The 17827-nt window shown below is 66.6% G+C and carries 14 protein-coding genes; 10 read left to right on the top strand and 4 right to left on the bottom strand.

The genetic code is table 11. The features are described 5' to 3' along the window. Positions 1–35: 35 nt before the first annotated feature. On the top strand, positions 36–1088 hold the full coding sequence (locus tag OG326_RS00690) for an RNA polymerase sigma factor (RefSeq protein ID WP_327142691.1): 1053 nt from the start codon (positions 36–38) through the stop codon (positions 1086–1088). Between the two features lie 455 nt (positions 1089–1543). Here the strand turns inward: OG326_RS00690 and OG326_RS00685 are convergent, their stop codons facing one another. Next, a complete protein-coding gene (locus OG326_RS00685) occupies positions 1544–2440 on the bottom strand; it encodes an LLM class flavin-dependent oxidoreductase (RefSeq protein ID WP_327142690.1) in 897 nt (298 codons plus the stop codon). Between the two features lie 281 nt (positions 2441–2721). On the opposite strand from OG326_RS00685, the gene OG326_RS00680 reads away from it, so the two are divergent. The 7 genes from OG326_RS00680 (at position 2722) to OG326_RS00650 (ending at position 10619) form a co-directional block, all read left to right on the top strand. Next, on the top strand, positions 2722–3813 hold the full coding sequence (locus OG326_RS00680) for a DUF1707 SHOCT-like domain-containing protein (protein ID WP_327142689.1): 1092 nt from the start codon (positions 2722–2724) through the stop codon (positions 3811–3813). Positions 3814–3821: 8 nt separating this feature from the next. Next, positions 3822–4589: a DUF1707 SHOCT-like domain-containing protein gene (locus tag OG326_RS00675; protein ID WP_327142688.1), complete on the top strand. Its 768-nt coding sequence runs from the start codon at positions 3822–3824 to the stop codon at positions 4587–4589. A 231-nt stretch (positions 4590–4820) separates the two neighbouring features. Next, the gene (gene dnaK / locus OG326_RS00670; RefSeq protein ID WP_327142687.1) at positions 4821–6659 is read left to right on the top strand and encodes a molecular chaperone DnaK; all 1839 of its coding nucleotides are present in this window, start codon (positions 4821–4823) and stop codon (positions 6657–6659) included. Next, entirely contained in the window at positions 6656–7264 is a 609-nt protein-coding gene (gene grpE, locus OG326_RS00665; protein WP_327142686.1) for a nucleotide exchange factor GrpE, read from the top strand. Before dnaK ends, grpE begins: the two co-directional genes overlap by 4 nt. Positions 7265–7348: 84 nt before the next feature. After that, a complete protein-coding gene (gene dnaJ, locus OG326_RS00660) occupies positions 7349–8530 on the top strand; it encodes a molecular chaperone DnaJ (protein WP_327142685.1) in 1182 nt (393 codons plus the stop codon). Next, the gene (locus OG326_RS00655) at positions 8530–8922 is read left to right on the top strand and encodes a heat shock protein transcriptional repressor HspR (RefSeq protein WP_327142684.1); all 393 of its coding nucleotides are present in this window, start codon (positions 8530–8532) and stop codon (positions 8920–8922) included. The genes dnaJ and OG326_RS00655 overlap by 1 nt, the downstream gene beginning before the upstream one ends. A 527-nt stretch (positions 8923–9449) precedes the next feature. After that, a complete protein-coding gene (locus OG326_RS00650; protein WP_327142683.1) occupies positions 9450–10619 on the top strand; it encodes a globin domain-containing protein in 1170 nt (389 codons plus the stop codon). Positions 10620–10711: 92 nt separating this feature from the next. Here the strand turns inward: OG326_RS00650 and OG326_RS00645 are convergent, their stop codons facing one another. From OG326_RS00645 to OG326_RS00635, 3 genes are all read right to left on the bottom strand, one after another. Then, entirely contained in the window at positions 10712–11497 is a 786-nt protein-coding gene (locus tag OG326_RS00645; protein ID WP_442790987.1) for an FAD-binding oxidoreductase, read from the bottom strand. Positions 11498–11567: 70 nt separating this feature from the next. After that, positions 11568–12728: an FAD-binding oxidoreductase gene (locus OG326_RS00640; protein WP_327142682.1), complete on the bottom strand. Its 1161-nt coding sequence runs from the start codon at positions 12726–12728 to the stop codon at positions 11568–11570. Between the two features lie 121 nt (positions 12729–12849). Next, positions 12850–13827 carry an NADP-dependent oxidoreductase gene (locus OG326_RS00635; protein ID WP_327142681.1) on the bottom strand — a complete coding sequence of 326 codons (978 nt, stop codon included), beginning with the start codon at positions 13825–13827 and terminating at the stop codon, positions 12850–12852. 278 nt (positions 13828–14105) lie between these two features. On the opposite strand from OG326_RS00635, the gene clpB reads away from it, so the two are divergent. Both clpB and OG326_RS00625 read left to right on the top strand, forming a co-directional pair. Then, entirely contained in the window at positions 14106–16661 is a 2556-nt protein-coding gene (gene clpB / locus OG326_RS00630) for an ATP-dependent chaperone ClpB (RefSeq protein WP_327142680.1), read from the top strand. A 244-nt stretch (positions 16662–16905) separates the two neighbouring features. Beyond that, entirely contained in the window at positions 16906–17775 is an 870-nt protein-coding gene (locus OG326_RS00625; protein WP_327142679.1) for a DUF5666 domain-containing protein, read from the top strand. The last annotated feature ends 52 nt before the right edge of the window (positions 17776–17827 follow it).

Here is a 17827-nt window from a genome sequence, read left to right as displayed (position 1 = left end):
TTGCATCGCTCCGCCTTCGCGCCCAAGCTGGCGGGATGGAGACCGATGGCAGTAGGCGGACTTCCGCCGACGAGTCCGCCCTGCGGTTGGACGGCGCCGCGAGCAGCTCCGGCACCGACACTGCCCGAAGTGTCGTGCCGGAGGTCAATGAGCCGGATGCGGCGCATGCGAGCGAGGTGGCTGTCGGGCCGGATGCGGCGGAGCGGGAGTTGGTGGCGCGGGCTGTCGGCGGGGATCGGGGGGCGATTTCCGAAGTGGTTCGGCTGCTGCAGGATCCGATCTATCGGCTGGCGCTGCGGATGGTGTTGCGGCCAGCCGATGCGGAGGATGCCTGTCAGGAGATTCTGCTGCGGGTGGTCGGGAAGCTGGGCACCTGGCGGGGTGAGGCCAAACTGCTCACCTGGGCGTACCGGATCGGGGTCAACTATCTGCTGAACCTGAAGCGCCGGACGCCACAGGAGCAGCAGCAATTGAGCCTCGACGAATTTGGCGAGGGCTTGAAAGACGGTCTGGCCGAACAGGATTACCGCGGACCGGAATCGGCCCTGCTGACCCATGAGGTGCGGCTCAATTGCAGTCAGGCCATGCTGCAGTGCCTGGCCCGCGAGGAACGCCTCGCCTTCGTACTCTCCGAGATCTTCGAACTCAGCTCCGCGGAGGCCGCGTGGATCTCCGGCACCACCGCACCCGCCTACCGAAAGCGCCTGGAGCGCGCCAAGAAACGACTCGGCAACTTCCTCACCTCGACCTGCGGCCTGGCGAATCCGCAGGCCTTCTGCCGCTGCTCCCGCCGCGTGGAGAAGGCCGTCGACCTGGGCCGCATCGACCCCCGACGCCCCGCCTTCGCCGCCCACCCCCTCACCGCGGGCGGGCGAACCGTGGACACCGCCGCCCGGCAGCTGACAGGCACCCGCGCCGCGGCCCCGGCAACCGGCGGCCGCGCCGCCCAGGAGGTGGAGCGCCAGATGGCGCAGCTGCACGACGCCGCCGCCGTCCTCGGCGCCCACCCGGATTACGCTGCGCCCCAAGCGAAAATGGACGCCATCACCACCCTCCTAACCTCAGGCCGCTTCCCCCTCCTGGACTGACAGTCCCCTCAGTACCAGCACCATGACTCCCCGAACCGCAACCGCACACCCCTTATCCGAACCGGACACGCCTTATATGGGTTGTGCCGCTGGGACAAGACCTGCGCGGTCGGACGGGATCTGCGCGGTCGGACGGGATCTGCGCGGTCGGACGGGATCTGCGCGGTCGGACGGGATCTGCGCGGTCGGACGGGATCTGTGCGGTCGGACGGGATCTGCGCGGTCGGACGGGATCTGCGCGGTCGGACGGGATCTGCGCGGTCGGACGGGATCTGCGCGGTCGGACGGGATCTGCGCGGTCGGACGGGATCTGCGCGGTCGGACGGGATCTGCGCGGTCGGACGGGATCTGCGCGGTCAGATGGGACCTGTGCGGGCGGACAAGACCTGTGCGGGCGGATGGGACCAGTGCGGTCGGATGGGACCTGCGCGGTCCCGGCATCGGAGGATTCGGGGTTAGGTGTGTGCGGCCAGTAGGTTGCGGGCGGCGGGGACTACGCGGCGGGCGAAGCGGTGGACCTGGTCTACGTCGAAGCCGGGCGGCCAGTAGATGAAGGTGTCGAAGCGGGCGTTCTTGTGCAGGGCGGCAATGATTTCGGCCCATTCCTGCGCGGAGCCTTGGATCGGGTCGTTGCCGCGGGGGCGGGGCTGCAGTCGCTGATCGCTGATGACGCCGGGGAGTGCGGCCATGCGGGTGATGGTGCGGGGATCGCGGTGTTCGGCGAGTGCGGCGGTATCGATGCGGTCCTGCGCGGCGCGCCACCGTTCCCAGGGCAGCCAATTCGGCAGTGGCGCAACCCATCCGTCGGCGACCCGGCCGATCAGGTCGAGGGCGTGCGGGCCCATGGCCCCGATCCAGATGCCGATCCGGTGCGCCGGCGCGGGCCCGCCCGCAATGCCCTGCACCGTGTACTCGTCGCCCAGCACCGATACCAGCCGCCCGGGTCTCCAGGCGGCGCGAATGATCTCTATCCCCTCCTCGAGCGCCCGCAGCGCCGCCCGCCCGGTGAGCGCCGGTCCGCCCATGGCGACCACGCCGTCCTCGAAAGCCCCCGCCCCGACCCCGAGTTCGAACCGCCCGCCGCTCAGCAGATCGAAGGTGGCGGCCTGCTTCGCCAGCATCGAAGGCCGCCGCAGCGGCATATTCGCGACCCCCGGATACACGCTGATCCGCCTGGTCGCGCTCAAACACGCCCCGAGCACCGCGAAGGTGTCCCCGAATTCCGCCGCGTACGGATGATCCTGAATCCCCACCAGATCCAGCCCCTCGTCCTCGGCGGCCTTGGCCATATCGAGGACGTCCTCCAGCGCCGCCGCGGTGGGCGGGATCGAAATGCCGAATCGAATATTCATCCCGCCTCCTTCGCGTGCGACGCCAAGAGGATCTTCGACTGCACAGCAGGCGATGTCCGGAATTACCGTTTTGCCAGCGTGTCTTCTAGCTATGACAGCTGGTGAAGGCGCTAAATGCAGCCCCCGATCGAAAGTCCACGGCATCCGGTGGATTCGGTGGGCGGATCCGGAGCGGCCGCCGTGTCCCGGATGTGGTCCGCACCGCCGGTCCGCACCCGATGAACCGTTGGGTATGTCCGCTTCGCCCAGCTAGTCGGGGTTGGGGCCGTTACCCTTCGGGGGTGAGTGCGAGGTCGTCCGATGCGTCGGGGTTTGCGAGCGCCGGGCGAATGCGGGCTCGGGATGTGGATCGAGTGGATGCGCGCGCCCGCCTCGATGCCGCTTATGAGGAAGGGCAGCTGGGGGCGGACGAGTACGACCAGCGGTCGCAGCGGGCTCAGGCCGCGCAGACGGTGGGCGAGCTCGGGCAGCTGGTGGCGGATTTGCAGCCCGGCCGCAACTCGCCGCCGCCGACGGCGACGCCCGCGAAACCGGCGGAGTTGAGCCGGTATCCGACTCGGACCCGAGCGCGGGACAGTGACCGGGCGGCGACCGCACAGCTGCTGGACGCGGCGCTGGCCGACGGGCAGCTGAACGAGGCCGATCATCGGGCGCTCATCGAACTCGCCGGGGAAGCCGCGACCCTGGGCGAACTGGCCGACCTGACCTCGGACCTGCAGCGGCCGGACAATGCGCCCACCGTCGCGCAACCGCCGAAGACGCACCGGCGCAAGGTTTTCGGGTGGGCGGTGCTCGCGGCCTGTGCGGCAATGTTCGCGGCCGGATTCGTGGCGGTGGATCAGCCGCCGGATATTCCGGCGGGTGCGCCCGTCGCGCCGCTCGGCGTGGTCCAGCCGGTAGTCGTGCCGATGCCGAATCTTCTTACCGCGGAGGGCTTTACCACCTTCCGCGATCTGTACCGCGCCAAGTTCGGTGACGTTCTCACCGATGATCTGACGCTGTACCCCGGCTACGCCATCCTGACGCGGTCCGTGCCGGGCCAGTCGAACAGGCAGGTCCGCTACGACTATCGCGGGGGCTTCGCCGCGGGCGACAATCCCACCACCCGCAAGCTGAACACCCCCGTATTCGATTTGGGCGCAGTCGATCCGGCGGCCCTCGGCCGATTGATCAGCACCGCGCTGACCACCATGAACGTCGATCAGGGCACCATCAGCGACATTATGTTCGACATGGAGGACGTGTCCTCGGCGCGCGGCGGCGGGTCCGCACCGACCGTGCGCGTCTACGTGAGCAACAAGGCGAACGAGGCCGGCTACGTCGAGGCGACGCCCGCGGGCGTCATCACCCGATCCTCCCCGTTCCGCGGATAGGCGAAGAGATGGCCGAGAACCGGAACCAAGGCATGCGCGCCCGCGACTCCGATCGTGTGGACGCCTGTGCACTACTCGACAATGCCCGCGCCCAAGGCGAATTGACCGAGGCCGAGCATGCGCGGCGAACGGCGGACGCCATGCAGGCGCGGACCTTCGGTGCGCTCGATGTGCTGATCAGCGATCTGCAGATTCCGCGCAATCTGGTCGGCACCCCGCTGCTGCATCCGCCGCGGCGGAACAGTGCGCTGCGCTGGAAGATCGCGGCCGGTGCGCTGTCGGTGGCGCTGCTGGCCGGTGCGCTCGGCGGCTGCCTCGCCCGTGCCACCGTGTCGAAACCGGCCATGCCGGACGCGACCACGCCCGCCGGTCTCGCGAGTTTCCTTGCGGCATACCGCAATCACTACGGTGACGCCGTGGCCGATGAGGTCACGCTTTTTCCGACCTATGTGGTGGTGGAACGGCGGGTGGGGCAGACCGATACCTCCGACCACATCCGCTACGACGGCGGTTTCGACTCCATGGACAACTCCACGCGGATGTCCGGCACCGACTCCATCGATCTGGCCACGCTCGATCTTCCGAAGCTCGCGGGCCTGATCGCAGGCGCGCCGCAGACGCTCTCGATGCCCGGCCGTGCGGTGAGTCACATAGATATCGAGCACAGGACCGGCAAGGACCCGGTGGTCAGCATCTACGTCGCGAACGGCTCCAAAACCGGATACCTGCAGGTATCGCTCCAGGGCGAGCCGATCCAGGTGAACCTCCCGCAGTAATCTCGACCCTGCCCGAAAAATTTCTGCGCTCCCTGGAATAGATGTCGAGAGTCGCCCGTTGGTGCTGTTCAGACAAGGTTGAGTGAGGCGGACTCAAGTTCAAGTTGCACCAGACGGACATCCGGTGCAGGATTGAGCCGACCACGCTCAGTGTTGCTGAGGATCCTGCCCCGATTCGGGGCAAGATCCCGCCGCTAGGACACATCGGTACGTCAATCAGGAGGAATCACCATGGCTCGTGCGGTCGGTATCGACCTCGGGACCACGAACTCGGTCATCGCCGTTCTCGAAGGCGGTGAGCCGGTAGTCGTCGCCAACTCCGAGGGCTCGCGTACGACCCCGTCGATCGTCGCTTTCGCGAAGAACGGCGAAGTTCTCGTGGGTCAGCCCGCGAAGAACCAGGCTGTCACCAACGTCGATCGCACCATCCGGTCCGTCAAGCGCCACATGGGCGAGGACTGGTCCGTGGAGATCGACGGCAAGAAGTACACCCCGCAGGAGATTTCCGCGCGCACGCTCATGAAGCTGAAGCGCGACGCCGAGGCCTACCTCGGTGAGGAGATCACCGACGCGGTCATCACCGTCCCCGCCTACTTCGAGGACGCGCAGCGCCAGGCCACCAAGGAGGCCGGCCAGATCGCGGGCCTGAACGTCCTGCGCATCGTCAACGAGCCCACCGCGGCCGCGCTGGCGTACGGCCTGGACAAGGGCGACAAGGAACAGTCCATCCTGGTCTTCGACCTCGGTGGCGGCACCTTCGACGTCTCCCTGCTCGACATCGGCGAGGGTGTTGTCGAGGTCCGCGCGACCTCCGGCGACAACCACCTCGGTGGCGACGACTGGGACGAGCGCATCGTGTCCTGGCTGGTCGACAAGTTCAAGGCGTCCTCGGGCATCGACCTGACCAAGGACAAGATGGCCATGCAGCGCCTGCGTGAGGCCGCCGAGAAGGCCAAGATCGAACTGTCGTCCTCGCAGTCGACCTCGATCAACCTGCCCTACATCACGGTCGACGCGGACAAGAACCCGCTGTTCCTCGACGAGCAGCTGACCCGCGCCGAGTTCCAGAAGATCACCTCCGATCTGCTGGACCGCACCCGCAAGCCGTTCCAGTCGGTCATCAAGGACGCCGGCATCGCCGTCGCCGATATCGATCACGTGGTGCTCGTGGGTGGTTCGACCCGTATGCCCGCCGTCTCGGAGCTGGTCAAGGAACTGACCGGCGGCCGTGAGCCCAACAAGGGCGTGAACCCGGACGAGGTCGTCGCCGTCGGCGCCGCCCTGCAGGCCGGTGTGCTCAAGGGTGAGGTCAAGGACGTCCTGCTGCTCGATGTCACCCCGCTGTCGCTGGGTATCGAGACCAAGGGCGGCGTGATGACCAAGCTCATCGAGCGCAACACCACCATCCCGACCAAGCGGTCCGAGACCTTCACCACGGCCGACGACAATCAGCCGTCCGTGCAGATCCAGGTCTTCCAGGGTGAGCGCGAAATCGCTTCGCACAACAAGCTGCTCGGATCCTTCGAGCTGACCGGCATCCCGCCGGCCCCGCGTGGCGTGCCGCAGATCGAGGTCATCTTCGACATCGACGCCAACGGCATCGTGCACGTGACGGCCAAGGACAAGGGCACCGGCAAGGAGAACACGATCAAGATCCAGGACGGCTCCGGCCTGTCCAAGGAGGAGATCGATCGCATGGTCAAGGACGCCGAGGCGCACGCTTCGGAGGACAAGGCCCGTCGCGAAGAGGCCGAGACCCGCAACCAGGCCGAATCGCTGGTGCACCAGACCGAGAAGTTCATCAAGGACAACGAGGACAAGGTCCCGGCCGAGATCAAGACCAAGGTCGAGGCGGCCATCACCGACGCCAACGAGGCGCTCAAGGGCACCGATATCGCGGCCATCAAGACCGCGGTGGAGAAGCTCGCGACCGAATCGCAGGCGCTGGGCCAGGCCATCTACGACGCGAGTGCCGCGGATCAGGCCGCCTCGAGCAATGGCTCGAGCGCGCCCGACGCCGATGACACCGTCGTCGACGCCGAGGTCGTCGAGGAGCCGGAGAAGAAGTGACGAACCCGAACCCGGAACAAGAACCGATCACGGTCTCGGGTGAGGGCGGCCAGGCCGCGGCGGACGGATTCGCCGCGGCTTCGGCCGCGGATGATGTTGCCATGAGCGAGGATTCGCTCGCCGACACCATCACCGCCGAGCTCGCCGAGCGCACCAACGATCTGCAGCGGCTCACCGCCGAATACGCCAACTACCGCCGCCGCGTCGAACGGGACCGCAAGGCCACCATCGACAATGCCAAGGCGACGGTCGTGAGCGAACTGCTGGCCGTGCTCGACGATCTCGACCGCGCCCGCGCACACGGCGACCTGGACAACGGACCGCTCAAATCCGTTGCCGACAAACTGGTCACCGCCCTGCAGAAGCAGGGCCTCGAGGACTTCGGTTCGGAGGGCGAGCCTTTCGACCCGACCCTGCACGAGGCCGTGCAGCACGAGGGCTCCGGGCACGACCCGGTGATCGGCATGGTCATGCGCAAGGGTTACCGCTTCGGCGACCGCGTCCTGCGCCATGCGCTGGTCGGCGTCACCGACGGGGTGGCAGATCTGAACGGCTCGGCCGCATCGGATTCGACGAACGCCGGCCCCGATGCCGCTGGCGCCTAATACGGTGGCGGCCCCGTATGGGGCCACCACGTCGGTCCCATACGGGATGCCGACATCGAGGAATCTGGAAGGAGGAGATGCCCGGTGAACCGGGAGTGGCTCGAAAAGGACTTCTACAAGGAGCTGGGTATCGCCTCCGGCGCGACCCAGGAAGAGATCAAGAAGGCGTACCGCAAGCTCGCCCGTGATCTGCATCCGGACAAGAACCCGGGTGACGCCAAGGCGGAGGAGCGGTTCAAGGTCGTCAGCGAGGCGCATGCCGTGCTGTCCGATCCGGAGAAGCGCAAGGAGTACGACGAGGCGCGAAAGCTCTTCGCCAACGGCGGTTTCGGCCGCGGTGGCTTCTCGCCCGGCGGTGGTGGCTACGGCCAGCCCGGCGGATTCTCCGGCGACTTCAACCTGGGCGATATCTTCGGCGGTCAGACGGCCGGAGCCGGCGCGGGTGACGGCGGGCTGGGCGATCTGCTCGGCGGGCTGTTCAATCGCGGCGGCACCCGCACCTCCTCGCGCCCCCGGCGCGGCAGCGATGTGGAGACCGAGACGACACTGGGCTTCCGCGAGGCCGCCCAGGGTGTGACGGTTCCACTGCGCATGACCAGTCCGGCGGCCTGCACCACCTGCCACGGCAGCGGCGCCAAGCCGGGCACCAGCCCGCGGGTCTGCCCGCACTGCAACGGATCCGGCGTAGTCAGCCGGAACCAGGGTGCGTTCGGATTCAGTGAGCCGTGCGAGGACTGCCGGGGCACCGGGTCGATCATCGACGACCCGTGCGTCGATTGCCACGGCAGCGGCATCCAGAACCGGACCCGGACGATCACCGTGCGCATTCCCCCGGGGGTGCGTGACGGTCAGCGAATCCGGTTGGCGGGCCAGGGCGAAGCGGGGCTGCGCGGTGCGCCGCCCGGTGACCTCTTCGTCGCCGTGCACGTCAGTCAGGACAAGGTCTTCGGCCGCAATGGCGACGACCTGACCCTGGTGCTGCCGGTCAGTTACAGCGAACTGGTGTTGGGGACAACGGTTTCCGTGCCCACGCTGGAGGGACGCGTCGGCGTCAAGGTGCCCCCGGGCACCGCCGACGGCCGTACCCTGCGCGTGCGCGGACGCGGTGTGCCCAAGCGCGACGGCGTCGCGGGCGATCTGCTCGTGACCGTCAAAGTCGCGATCCCGCAGAAACTGGACGACGAAGCCACCGAGGCGCTGCGGCGCTATGCGGAGGCGGAGAAGACCAGTGGTTTCGATCCGCGAGCCGGCTGGGCAGGTGCGTGATGAATCCCGATCCGAAACAGGCCGCCGAGGCTCAGTACTTCCTGATCTCGGTGGCTGCGCAGCTGGCGGGCATGCACGCCCAGACGCTGCGTACCTATGACCGGCTGGGTCTGGTGTCGCCGCAACGTACTTCGGGCGGCGGCCGGCGCTACTCGGACCGGGATGTGCAGCTGCTCCGCGAGGTGCAGCGCCTGTCCCAGGACGAGGGCGTCAACCTGGCGGGCATCAAACGGATCATCGAACTCACCAATCAGGTCGAGCAGCTGCAGCAGCGAGTTGCCGAACTGGGCGCCGAGGTGGACAGGCTCAGGTCGGGATATCGCCCGGATCTGAGTCCGCCGCAGCGCAGTACGGCGCTGGTTGTGTGGCAACCGCGCCACCGCCGCACCTGATCGGTGCGGTGTAAGGGATTCCGGGGACTCTGTTCCCGGAGCCCTGGCAGAAGTAGAAGCAGCGTCCCTGGATAGGGGCGCTGTTTTCTTTGTTGCAGGCAATGTGCTGCATTTCTTTGTGCGAAACAAAGATTGCGGATAAGCCTGGGGGAGTATTAAATACAGACCGGCCGGTTGTTAATATCTTCTGATTGAGAGTTTTGTCCATATGTCGCAACGCATTTCGGCAACCGTCGAGGTTGCGGGAGGATCGCTCATTTTCTGAGTCTTGCAAAACGAATGTCCCAGATTCGACGTGCGAAACCCCGTGTCCTACGGTGAGTCCCAGTTGAACAGTCTGTTTTCCGGGTAGTTTGCTTGCTGCTTGTTCGTTTTTAGGGAATTACAGGCACGTAGTTGAAACGTCCCGTTCCGTTGCTGGCAAACCTCGCCTACACTTGCTCAGCAACGGCAGCTGTCGAGTGTCCCGCAGCACTGCACTCACCGGCCCGAGCTGTGTTCGAGTGCGAAATGGGGTTGTGACACAAATGGATTCGCGGACCGTCGCATTGATTAGAACGACGTTCAAGTCGGTTGCTGCGGAAGACGGTGGCCCTGAAAAGCTCGCTCGTTCGTTCTACGCCATTCTCTTCACGGAGTATCCCCAAGTGCGGGATTTCTTCCCCGCCGCGCTGGACGCCCAGCGCGACAGATTGGTGAAAGCGATCGCCTATGTGGTCGATCGGCTGGAGGAGCCGGACAAGTTGCTGCCCTTCCTCGCTCAGCTCGGCCGCGACCACCGCAAATACGGTGTGGTGCCCGAACACTATGCGGCCGTGGGCAAATCATTGAAGACCGCCATGCAGGCCTACGCGGGCACCGAGATGTGGACCGACGAGGTCGACAGCGCCTGGGACGAGGGCCTCGGCGTCATCGCCGGAACCATGATGGGCGCGGCGGAGAAGGAGAGCACCCCGCCGGTGTGGACGGGCACCGTCATCGAACACCGTGAAGTACTGCGCAATCTCGCCATCGTGCGGCTCAAGCTGGATCAGCCGATGCAGTACGCGGCCGGCCAGTACATGAGCGTGCAGATCCCTTCCCGCCCGCGGATGTGGCGGTATCTCTCCCCGGCCATCCCCGCCAATGCCGGCGGTGAGATCGAATTCCATGTGCGCGGCGTCACCGGCGGCTGGGTCAGCCCGGCCATGGTAGGCCACACCAAGGTCGGCGAACAGTGGCTGATCGGATCATCGCTCGGCGGACTCGGCGTTCCGCGCAATACCCGGCGCAAAATGCTGATGATCGCCTGCGGCACCGGAATCGCCCCGCTCCGTGCACAACTCATGGCCATGACGCAGCGCCGTTCCAACCCGAAGGTCGATCTGTTCGTGGGCGGGCACTACCCCTGCGATCTCTACGACCTCGAGATTCTCAGTCAGCTCGCGCTGGCCAACAAGTGGCTCACCGTCACCCCGGTCACCGAGAGCGATGAGAATCCCTGGTGGCAGCTCGCCAATTCCAGTGAGCCCCAGGACCATCCGGGTCTGCAACCGCGCCGGGTCGGCCAGATCGGCAAGATCGTCGCCGGTTTCGGGCCCTGGGAGGATCGCGATGTGCAGATCGTCGGTTCGCCCTCCATGGTGCAGACCACCAAGTTCCGTCTCATGGCCGCGGGTACCTCGACCGACAATATCCGCCACGACCCGCTGTTCTAGGCGGGCCCCCAAGCCCCCGCGCCGCTGTCGGTCTTCGGGCAGCGGTGCGGGGAACCACCTTCTCGTAGGTGTCGACGCACGCGCTTCGTGACTCAAAAGCCTTCGTAGCGAATGGCTTCCGGAGCCGTACCGGTGGCAACGAGCCGTTCCACGGCCGAATGCACGGCGGCGGCATTGCCGCACACCACGATGTGCTGATGATCCAGCGGCGCGAAGCGGGTGACGATCTCCGCCAGGGTGCCGGGCAGCAGCTCCTCCGGCTCGAACCCGATATCCACGCGGCAGGCCTCGTACCAGTGGTCGGTCCAGTCCGGATTGTCCTCGTCCAGGACCACGGGAAGCACTGTGAGCCAAGGTAGTTCATTGGCCATCAGGTGCAGCATATCGTCGGCGTAGAGGTCCCGGGGGTATCTGCCGCCCACGAACAGATGGGTGCGCGGCGGCGTCTCGCGGCGCGAGAGATCCAGCAGCAGTGCGCGCATCGGGGCCAGGCCGACGCTGTCGGCGAGCATGACCACCTCGGTGGCCGCCTCGTCCACGGCCAGCCAACCGGCGGGGGCGCTGATCCGCCATTCGTCACCGGTCCGGGTGTCCGAGACCAGGGAACCGCTGCACCAGCCGCCCGGGACGGTGCGAATGTGGAATTCCAGCTTGCCGTCGAGCGAGGGCGGCAGCGCGGGATAGAGGCGGCGCACCATATTCGGGTGCTGCGGCGTGCGCACCTCCACCGACTGGCCGGGCGCGAAGGGTACGAATTCGCCGATCAGCCGGACCACCGCGAGGTCCTCGCGCAGGCGGTGCGCGCCGACCACCGTGGCCGTCCACTCGGCGGTCTCGCCGATCCTGATGGGGCCGGTATCGTCCGGGCCGAGGGTCACCGCATTCTCCTGATCATCCACACACCTTGCACTGCAACCATATTCGCCCCGGCCGGCGGCCGGGGCGCGCTCACACCGGATCGCAGGCGATGGCCGACTCCGGGGTGCCCACCGCGAGCAGCGCCCGCTTGGTATCGGCGATCATGCGCGCCGAACCGGCGATCTGGATCTGCCGATCCGCCCACGCGCCGAAACTGGCCACCACCGCGCCCAGGTTACCGATCAGCCGCCGGTGCATACCGAACGGCGGATCGGCGGGAGCGTACGGATGCCACCACGGATTGGTTTCGTTCTCGCAGACCGGAATCACCGTCAACCACGGATTGCTCTGCGAGAGCTGCCACATGTTCTCGACGTCGTACAGATCGCACGGATAGCGCCCGCCCATGAACAGGTGCACCCGCGGATTGATACCACGGCGGCCCATCTCGATCAGCTGCGCGCGGATGGGGGCGATACCGGTGCCCGAGCTGATCATGAGCACATCGCGGCGACTGCGCAGATCCACGTGCAGACCGCCCAGCGGGGAGGCGATCATCCAGCGGTCGCCGACCTTGGTCTCATTGATGATGGCCGGGCTCACCCAGCCGGTGCGCACCTTGCGGACGTGGAATTCGATCTCACCGTACGGATTGGTGGGAATGGCGGGGGACAGGTATCGCCACATCTTCGGCCGCTGCGGAATCGCCACCGGTACGTACTGGCCCGCCTGATAGGGGATCGGCGTATCCGATTGCAGCCGCACGATGGCCAGATCGTCGACCACCCGGCGGTGGCCGACCACCGTCGCCTCCCAATAGGGTTGCGATTTATCGGAATTGGCTCCTATGGCCATCGACGCCGAGATCAGAATGGTGATGTCGCGCCATCCCGCCTCCAGCTGCCGGCTCCAGTTCGCCACCCCGTTGTAGGAGCGGAACGCGGAGAGCAGCGCACGACCGGCAATGTCGTAATGCGCTGCTTCTACTCCATATTTGCGGTGGTCACGCGCGAGTTGTTCCAGGAAACGCTGTGCGCGGTCCCAGTCCTCCAGATTGTCGAGCACGTACTGAATGGCCGTCATCAGCCGCTTGGGCTGCATATCCATCGCCGTGGGGAACAGTTCCCGCAGGGCGGGGATCTCCGCGAAGAGGTGACCGTAGAACGCGCTGATAAGTCGTTCGGCGCCCTGAGGGGCTGCGACGACTGTCCGGAAGTTTGCGCGGACCAGCGCTGCTGAACGCGCATCCACGACGTCGAGCTTTCCTTTCCTTGCTACTACACCGGACGCACCTGGTTCCAGGCCGTCCTCCGCGTCAAGTATCCCTGAAAAAACGGTGGTCGCACGGATATAGCGGAGGCTGCTCGATACTTCAGATGACCAGCACCGTCTTACCGCGCGCACCTGAGGCGCCGATCACATCGGGCGCCGCCTCCAGCGGAGGCGTGTTGTCGATGGGCACCACCAGATCGCCATTGCCCACATGGCGCAGCAATTCCCGCAATTCTGTTGCGCCCCCGGTGGATTCGAAATTGCCGCCCGTGATGCCGCGCGCCTTCAGATCCGCCTCGTCGGCCGACCCGATGGTGGACAGGGCGGTGCCGCCGGCTTTGACCAGGCTCGCATTGTCGGAGAAGACCGTGGGCGGGCTCACCAGATCGAACAGCACATCCACACCGCCCGGAATGCTGGTGCGCACCGAATCGGCAACCGAAAGCTGCGAATCCTCCGGATGGGTGGGGGAGTCGGTGACGGTGATGCGGCCGTAATTGACCACCTCGGTCGCGCCCAGCCGGATCATCCGATCGGTGTCGTCGGGGCGGGCGGTGGCAATGACATGCGCGCCGGCCAGGGCGGCCAGCTGCACCAGGAAGGAGCCGACACCGCCCGCCGCGCCGACGACCAGCACGTGCTGTCCGGAGGTGACCGCGGCGGACTTGATCAGATCGAGGGCGGTCAGACCCGCGGTGGGCAGTGCGGCGGCCTGGATCGAGGTGATCTCGTCCGGGACCTTGGCGAGGGTGCTCTCGCGCGGGACCACGATGAATTCGGCGAAGGTGCCGTGCCCGACCGGCGGGATGAGGAATTTGCCGACCACCCGGTCGCCGATCTCGAAATCGTTCACGCCCGCGCCCATGGCCACCACCCGGCCCGCGCCGTCCACGCCCGGGATGAGCGGAAAGTCGTGCGGCAGTTTGCCATCCAGGAAGCCGTCGATAATGCGTCGGTCGAAGGGGTTGACGCCCGCGGCCTCGAGTTCGATCTTCAGGGTGCCGGGTCCGGCCTCGGGGGTGGGCATATCCGTGGCCTCGGGGCGGCCGCCGAACTCACGAACCACGATCGCGCGCATTGCTGCTCCATTCGTTCGGATGTCCGAGCTTGCGGTGAGCGGGTGATGCGTCAACGAACCCGGACCATCGTAAGCAGCTCACCTCCGAGAACTCCGCGATTCAGGCCTTTCGGTCTTGGTCGTGGCGCGTAGCGTGAACGATGACCTTCGACTCTTTCGGTTGCGCCGAAAATTTTGCAGACTTGAGCGGAACAGACTCAAGTCTTGTCGCGTTGGATTCACTGAGCGCCGCATCGAACAAGTGCTGCATCGAATAAGTGACTAGCAGGAAGGTGAACGTGGACTCGTTCAATCCCACCACCAAGACCCAGGCGGCTCTGACCGCCGCGTTGCAGGCGGCCTCCGCCGCGGGCAATCCGGAAATTCGTCCGGCACACTTGCTGGTGGCGTTGCTGGATCAGACCGACGGCATCGCCGCACCCCTGTTGAAGGCCGTCGCAGTCGATCCGGCAACGGTCCGGCGCGAGGCCCAGGACATTGTCGACCGGCTGCCCCGCGCATCCGGAGCGACCACCCAGCCTCAACTCGGCCGGGAGGCGCTCGCCGCCATCACGGCCGCCCAGCGGCTCGCCACCGAAATGGGCGACGAATACGTCTCCACCGAACACCTCATGGTCGGCCTCGCCGCCGGTGACTCCGATATCTCGCAGCTGCTGCTGAAGTACGGGGCCACCGCCGACGCACTGCGTGAGGCGTTCACCACCGTGCGCGGCAACACCCGCGTCACCACCGCCGATCCCGAGGGCAGCTACCAGGCGCTGGAGAAGTACTCCACCGACCTGACCGCCGCCGCCCGCGAGGGCAAACTGGACCCGGTCATCGGGCGCGACACCGAGATTCGCCGCGTGGTGCAGGTGCTGTCGCGGCGCACCAAGAACAATCCGGTGCTCATCGGCGAACCCGGCGTGGGCAAGACCGCCATCGTGGAGGGCCTCGCGCAGCGCATCATCGCCGGCGATGTGCCGGAGTCGCTGCGCGGTAAGAAGCTGGTCTCGCTCGACCTGGGCGCCATGGTCGCCGGGGCGAAGTACCGCGGTGAATTCGAGGAGCGGCTCAAGGCCGTGCTGGAGGAGATCAAATCCAGTGCGGGACAGATCATCACGTTCATCGACGAGCTGCACACCATCGTCGGTGCGGGCGCGACCGGTGAATCCGCCATGGACGCGGGCAATATGATCAAGCCCATGCTCGCCCGCGGCGAACTGCGGCTGGTCGGCGCGACCACGCTCGACGAATTCCGCCAGCACATCGAGAAGGATCCGGCGCTGGAACGCCGCTTCCAGCAGGTGTTCGTCGGTGAGCCCTCGGTGGAGGACACCGTCGGCATTCTGCGCGGGCTCAAGGAGCGCTACGAGAACCACCACCACGTTCGCATCACCGACTCCGCGCTGGTCGCCGCGGCCACGCTGTCGGATCGCTACATCACCTCCCGGTTCCTGCCGGACAAGGCCATCGACCTGATCGACGAGGCCTCGTCCCGGCTGCGCATGGAAATCGATTCCCGCCCCGTGGAAATCGATCAGGTCGAGCGGGCGGTGCGGCGCCTCGAGATCGAGGAGGTCGCGCTCGCCAAGGAGACCGACGAAGCCTCCAAACAGCGCCTGGAGAAGCTGCGCTCCGAATTGGCCGACGACCGTGAGCAACTCAACCAATTGATGACCCGCTGGCAGAACGAGAAGCAGGCCATCGATTCGGTGAGCGGGCTCAAGGAAGAGCTCGAGGCACTGCGCGGGGAATCCGAGCGCGCCGAGCGCGACGGCGATCTGGGCAAGGCCGCCGAACTCCGGTACGGGCGAATCCCCAAGCTGGAGAAGGAACTCGGCGAGGCCGAGGCCAAGGCCAAGGGTGCCTCCGACGGTGACGTCATGCTCAAGGAGGAGGTCGGGCCCGACGATATCGCCGAGGTGGTATCGGCGTGGACCGGTATCCCCGTGGGCCGGATGATGGAGGGCGAGACCCAGAAGCTGCTCCGCATGGAGGACGAGCTGCGCCACCGGGTCATCGGTCAGGTCGAGCCCGTGCAGGCCGTCTCCGATGCGGTGCGCCGGGCGCGGGCCGGTGTCGCCGACCCGAACCGCCCGACCGGATCGTTCCTGTTCGTCGGACCCACCGGCGTCGGCAAGACCGAACTGGCAAAGGCGCTGGCCGACTTCCTGTTCGACGACGAACGCGCCATGATCCGCATCGATATGAGCGAGTACAGCGAGAAGCATTCGGTGGCTCGCCTGGTCGGTGCGCCGCCCGGATACGTCGGCTACGACCAGGGTGGTCAGCTGACCGAAGCGGTGCGGCGGCGGCCGTACTCGGTGGTGCTCTTCGACGAGATCGAGAAGGCGCACCCGGATGTCTTCGACATCCTGCTGCAGGTGCTCGACGAAGGCCGGCTCACCGACAGTCAGGGCCGCACGGTCGACTTCCGGAACACCATCCTCATCCTCACCTCCAACCTGGGTGCGGGCGGCTCGCACGAAATGGTCATGAATGCCGTGCGCGCGGCGTTCAAGCCGGAGTTCCTGAACCGGCTCGACGATGTGGTCATGTTCCACCCGCTCGACGAGGAGCAGCTGGAGGAGATCGTCGACATCCAGCTGAACCAGCTCCAGAAGCGGCTCGCCCAGCGCCGGCTCACCCTGGAGGTCTCCGATTCGGCCCGCTTCTGGCTCGCGGTCCGCGGCTACGACCCGGCCTACGGGGCGCGCCCGCTGCGCCGCCTCATCCAGCAGTCCATCGGCGACACCCTCGCCAAGGAATTGCTGTCGGGCGAGGTCCAGGACGGTGACACCGTAAAGGTCAACGTCACCCCCGACGGAGACTCCCTCATCGTCGGCCGCTGATTCGGCCTGCGCACAGTCCACGGCCCCGAAGACACAGGTCTTCGGGGCCGTCGCCTTGTGAACATCCATTCCGAGTTCGTGGCCCGCCCGGTTCTGGACTGAGCGGAGCCATGCCGCGCAGCGGCGAGCGCAGGGAGGGAAGAACCGGGTAACAGGGCCACGAACGGGCCGGAGCGAAGCGTAGGCAATTAAACACAGCCCGAGTTCAAGGCTCGAGTGGCCTCCTCCACCTAGTCTGGAGGTCATGACTAGTCCGAGCGATCCGTGGTCGCGGCGGCCCGAACCTGAGCCGGTGGATGGTCCGACCGAGAAGATCGGGCCGGCTGCCGAGCAGGTGGGGCATGCGTCGGAAGTCTCGCCGACCGAATACTTCGCGCAGCAGCAAGGGCCGGAGGCCACCCGGGTGCTGCCACCGCACGACCCGCAGTGGGGTGGGTACGAGAACGGCGGCGGGCTGCCGCCGACGGCGACCTATCCGGCCGTGTCCGGTTACGGGCCGGCTCCGGGCAACGACGGCGGCATGGGTTACGGGCCGACCGCCCAGTACGCCGCGCCCGGGTATCCGGGCGGACCTGGTGGACCCGGCGGCGGCTATCCACCGGCAGGGTTCCCGCAGCAGCCGGGACCGCCGCCGCCACCCTCGCGGACCAATCTCTGGATCGGTCTCGGCATTGCCGCGTTCGCCCTGGTCGCACTGGTCGGCGTGGTGGTGGGAGTGCTACTGGCGCACAGGGATTCATCCGATAATGCCGCCTCGGCCACCACCACGCGAACGAGCGGATTCGTGATGCCGGGCTTCCCCGGCAACACCTCGGCGCAGCCGCTGCCGAGCGGCGTCCCCAGCATCCCGGGCCTCGGCGATATCGACCAGCTCGGCGCGAATATGGGCACCATCGCGAGCAATGACGGCACCACCCTGACCATGACCGCCCTGTCCGGCACTACGGTGACCGTGCACACCGATGAACGGACGCAGGTGATTTCGCTGAGCAGTACCAAGGTGGCGGATCTACCCGTGGGCGAGATGGTGATGGTGCAGGGCGATAAGAACGCCGACGGATCCGTTCAGGCCAAGATCATCATCAGTACGTCGCTGCCGAGCGGACCTCGGTGAGAATTAAGGGTGCAGGCGTACCGGGCACACACCCGCCCGGCTGGATAGGGTA

Origin of the sequence: Nocardia sp. NBC_01327 (genome assembly GCF_035958815.1) — a bacterium.
GTDB lineage: Bacteria > Actinomycetota > Actinomycetes > Mycobacteriales > Mycobacteriaceae > Nocardia.
Note: the sequence above shows the minus strand (reverse complement) of the source record. Positions and strands in the feature narration are given on the sequence as shown.

Coding starts and splice junctions, on each gene's coding strand:
- OG326_RS00655 (WP_327142684.1), top strand. CDS start 8,530: ATGAATCCCGATCCGAAACAGGCCGCCGAGGCTCAGTACTTCCTGATC.
- OG326_RS00650 (WP_327142683.1), top strand. CDS start 9,450: ATGGATTCGCGGACCGTCGCATTGATTAGAACGACGTTCAAGTCGGTT.
- OG326_RS00675 (WP_327142688.1), top strand. CDS start 3,822: ATGGCCGAGAACCGGAACCAAGGCATGCGCGCCCGCGACTCCGATCGT.
- OG326_RS00690 (WP_327142691.1), top strand. CDS start 36: ATGGAGACCGATGGCAGTAGGCGGACTTCCGCCGACGAGTCCGCCCTG.
- OG326_RS00635 (WP_327142681.1), bottom strand. CDS start 13,827: ATGCGCGCGATCGTGGTTCGTGAGTTCGGCGGCCGCCCCGAGGCCACG.
- OG326_RS00625 (WP_327142679.1), top strand. CDS start 16,906: ATGACTAGTCCGAGCGATCCGTGGTCGCGGCGGCCCGAACCTGAGCCG.
- dnaK (WP_327142687.1), top strand. CDS start 4,821: ATGGCTCGTGCGGTCGGTATCGACCTCGGGACCACGAACTCGGTCATC.
- OG326_RS00685 (WP_327142690.1), bottom strand. CDS start 2,440: ATGAATATTCGATTCGGCATTTCGATCCCGCCCACCGCGGCGGCGCTG.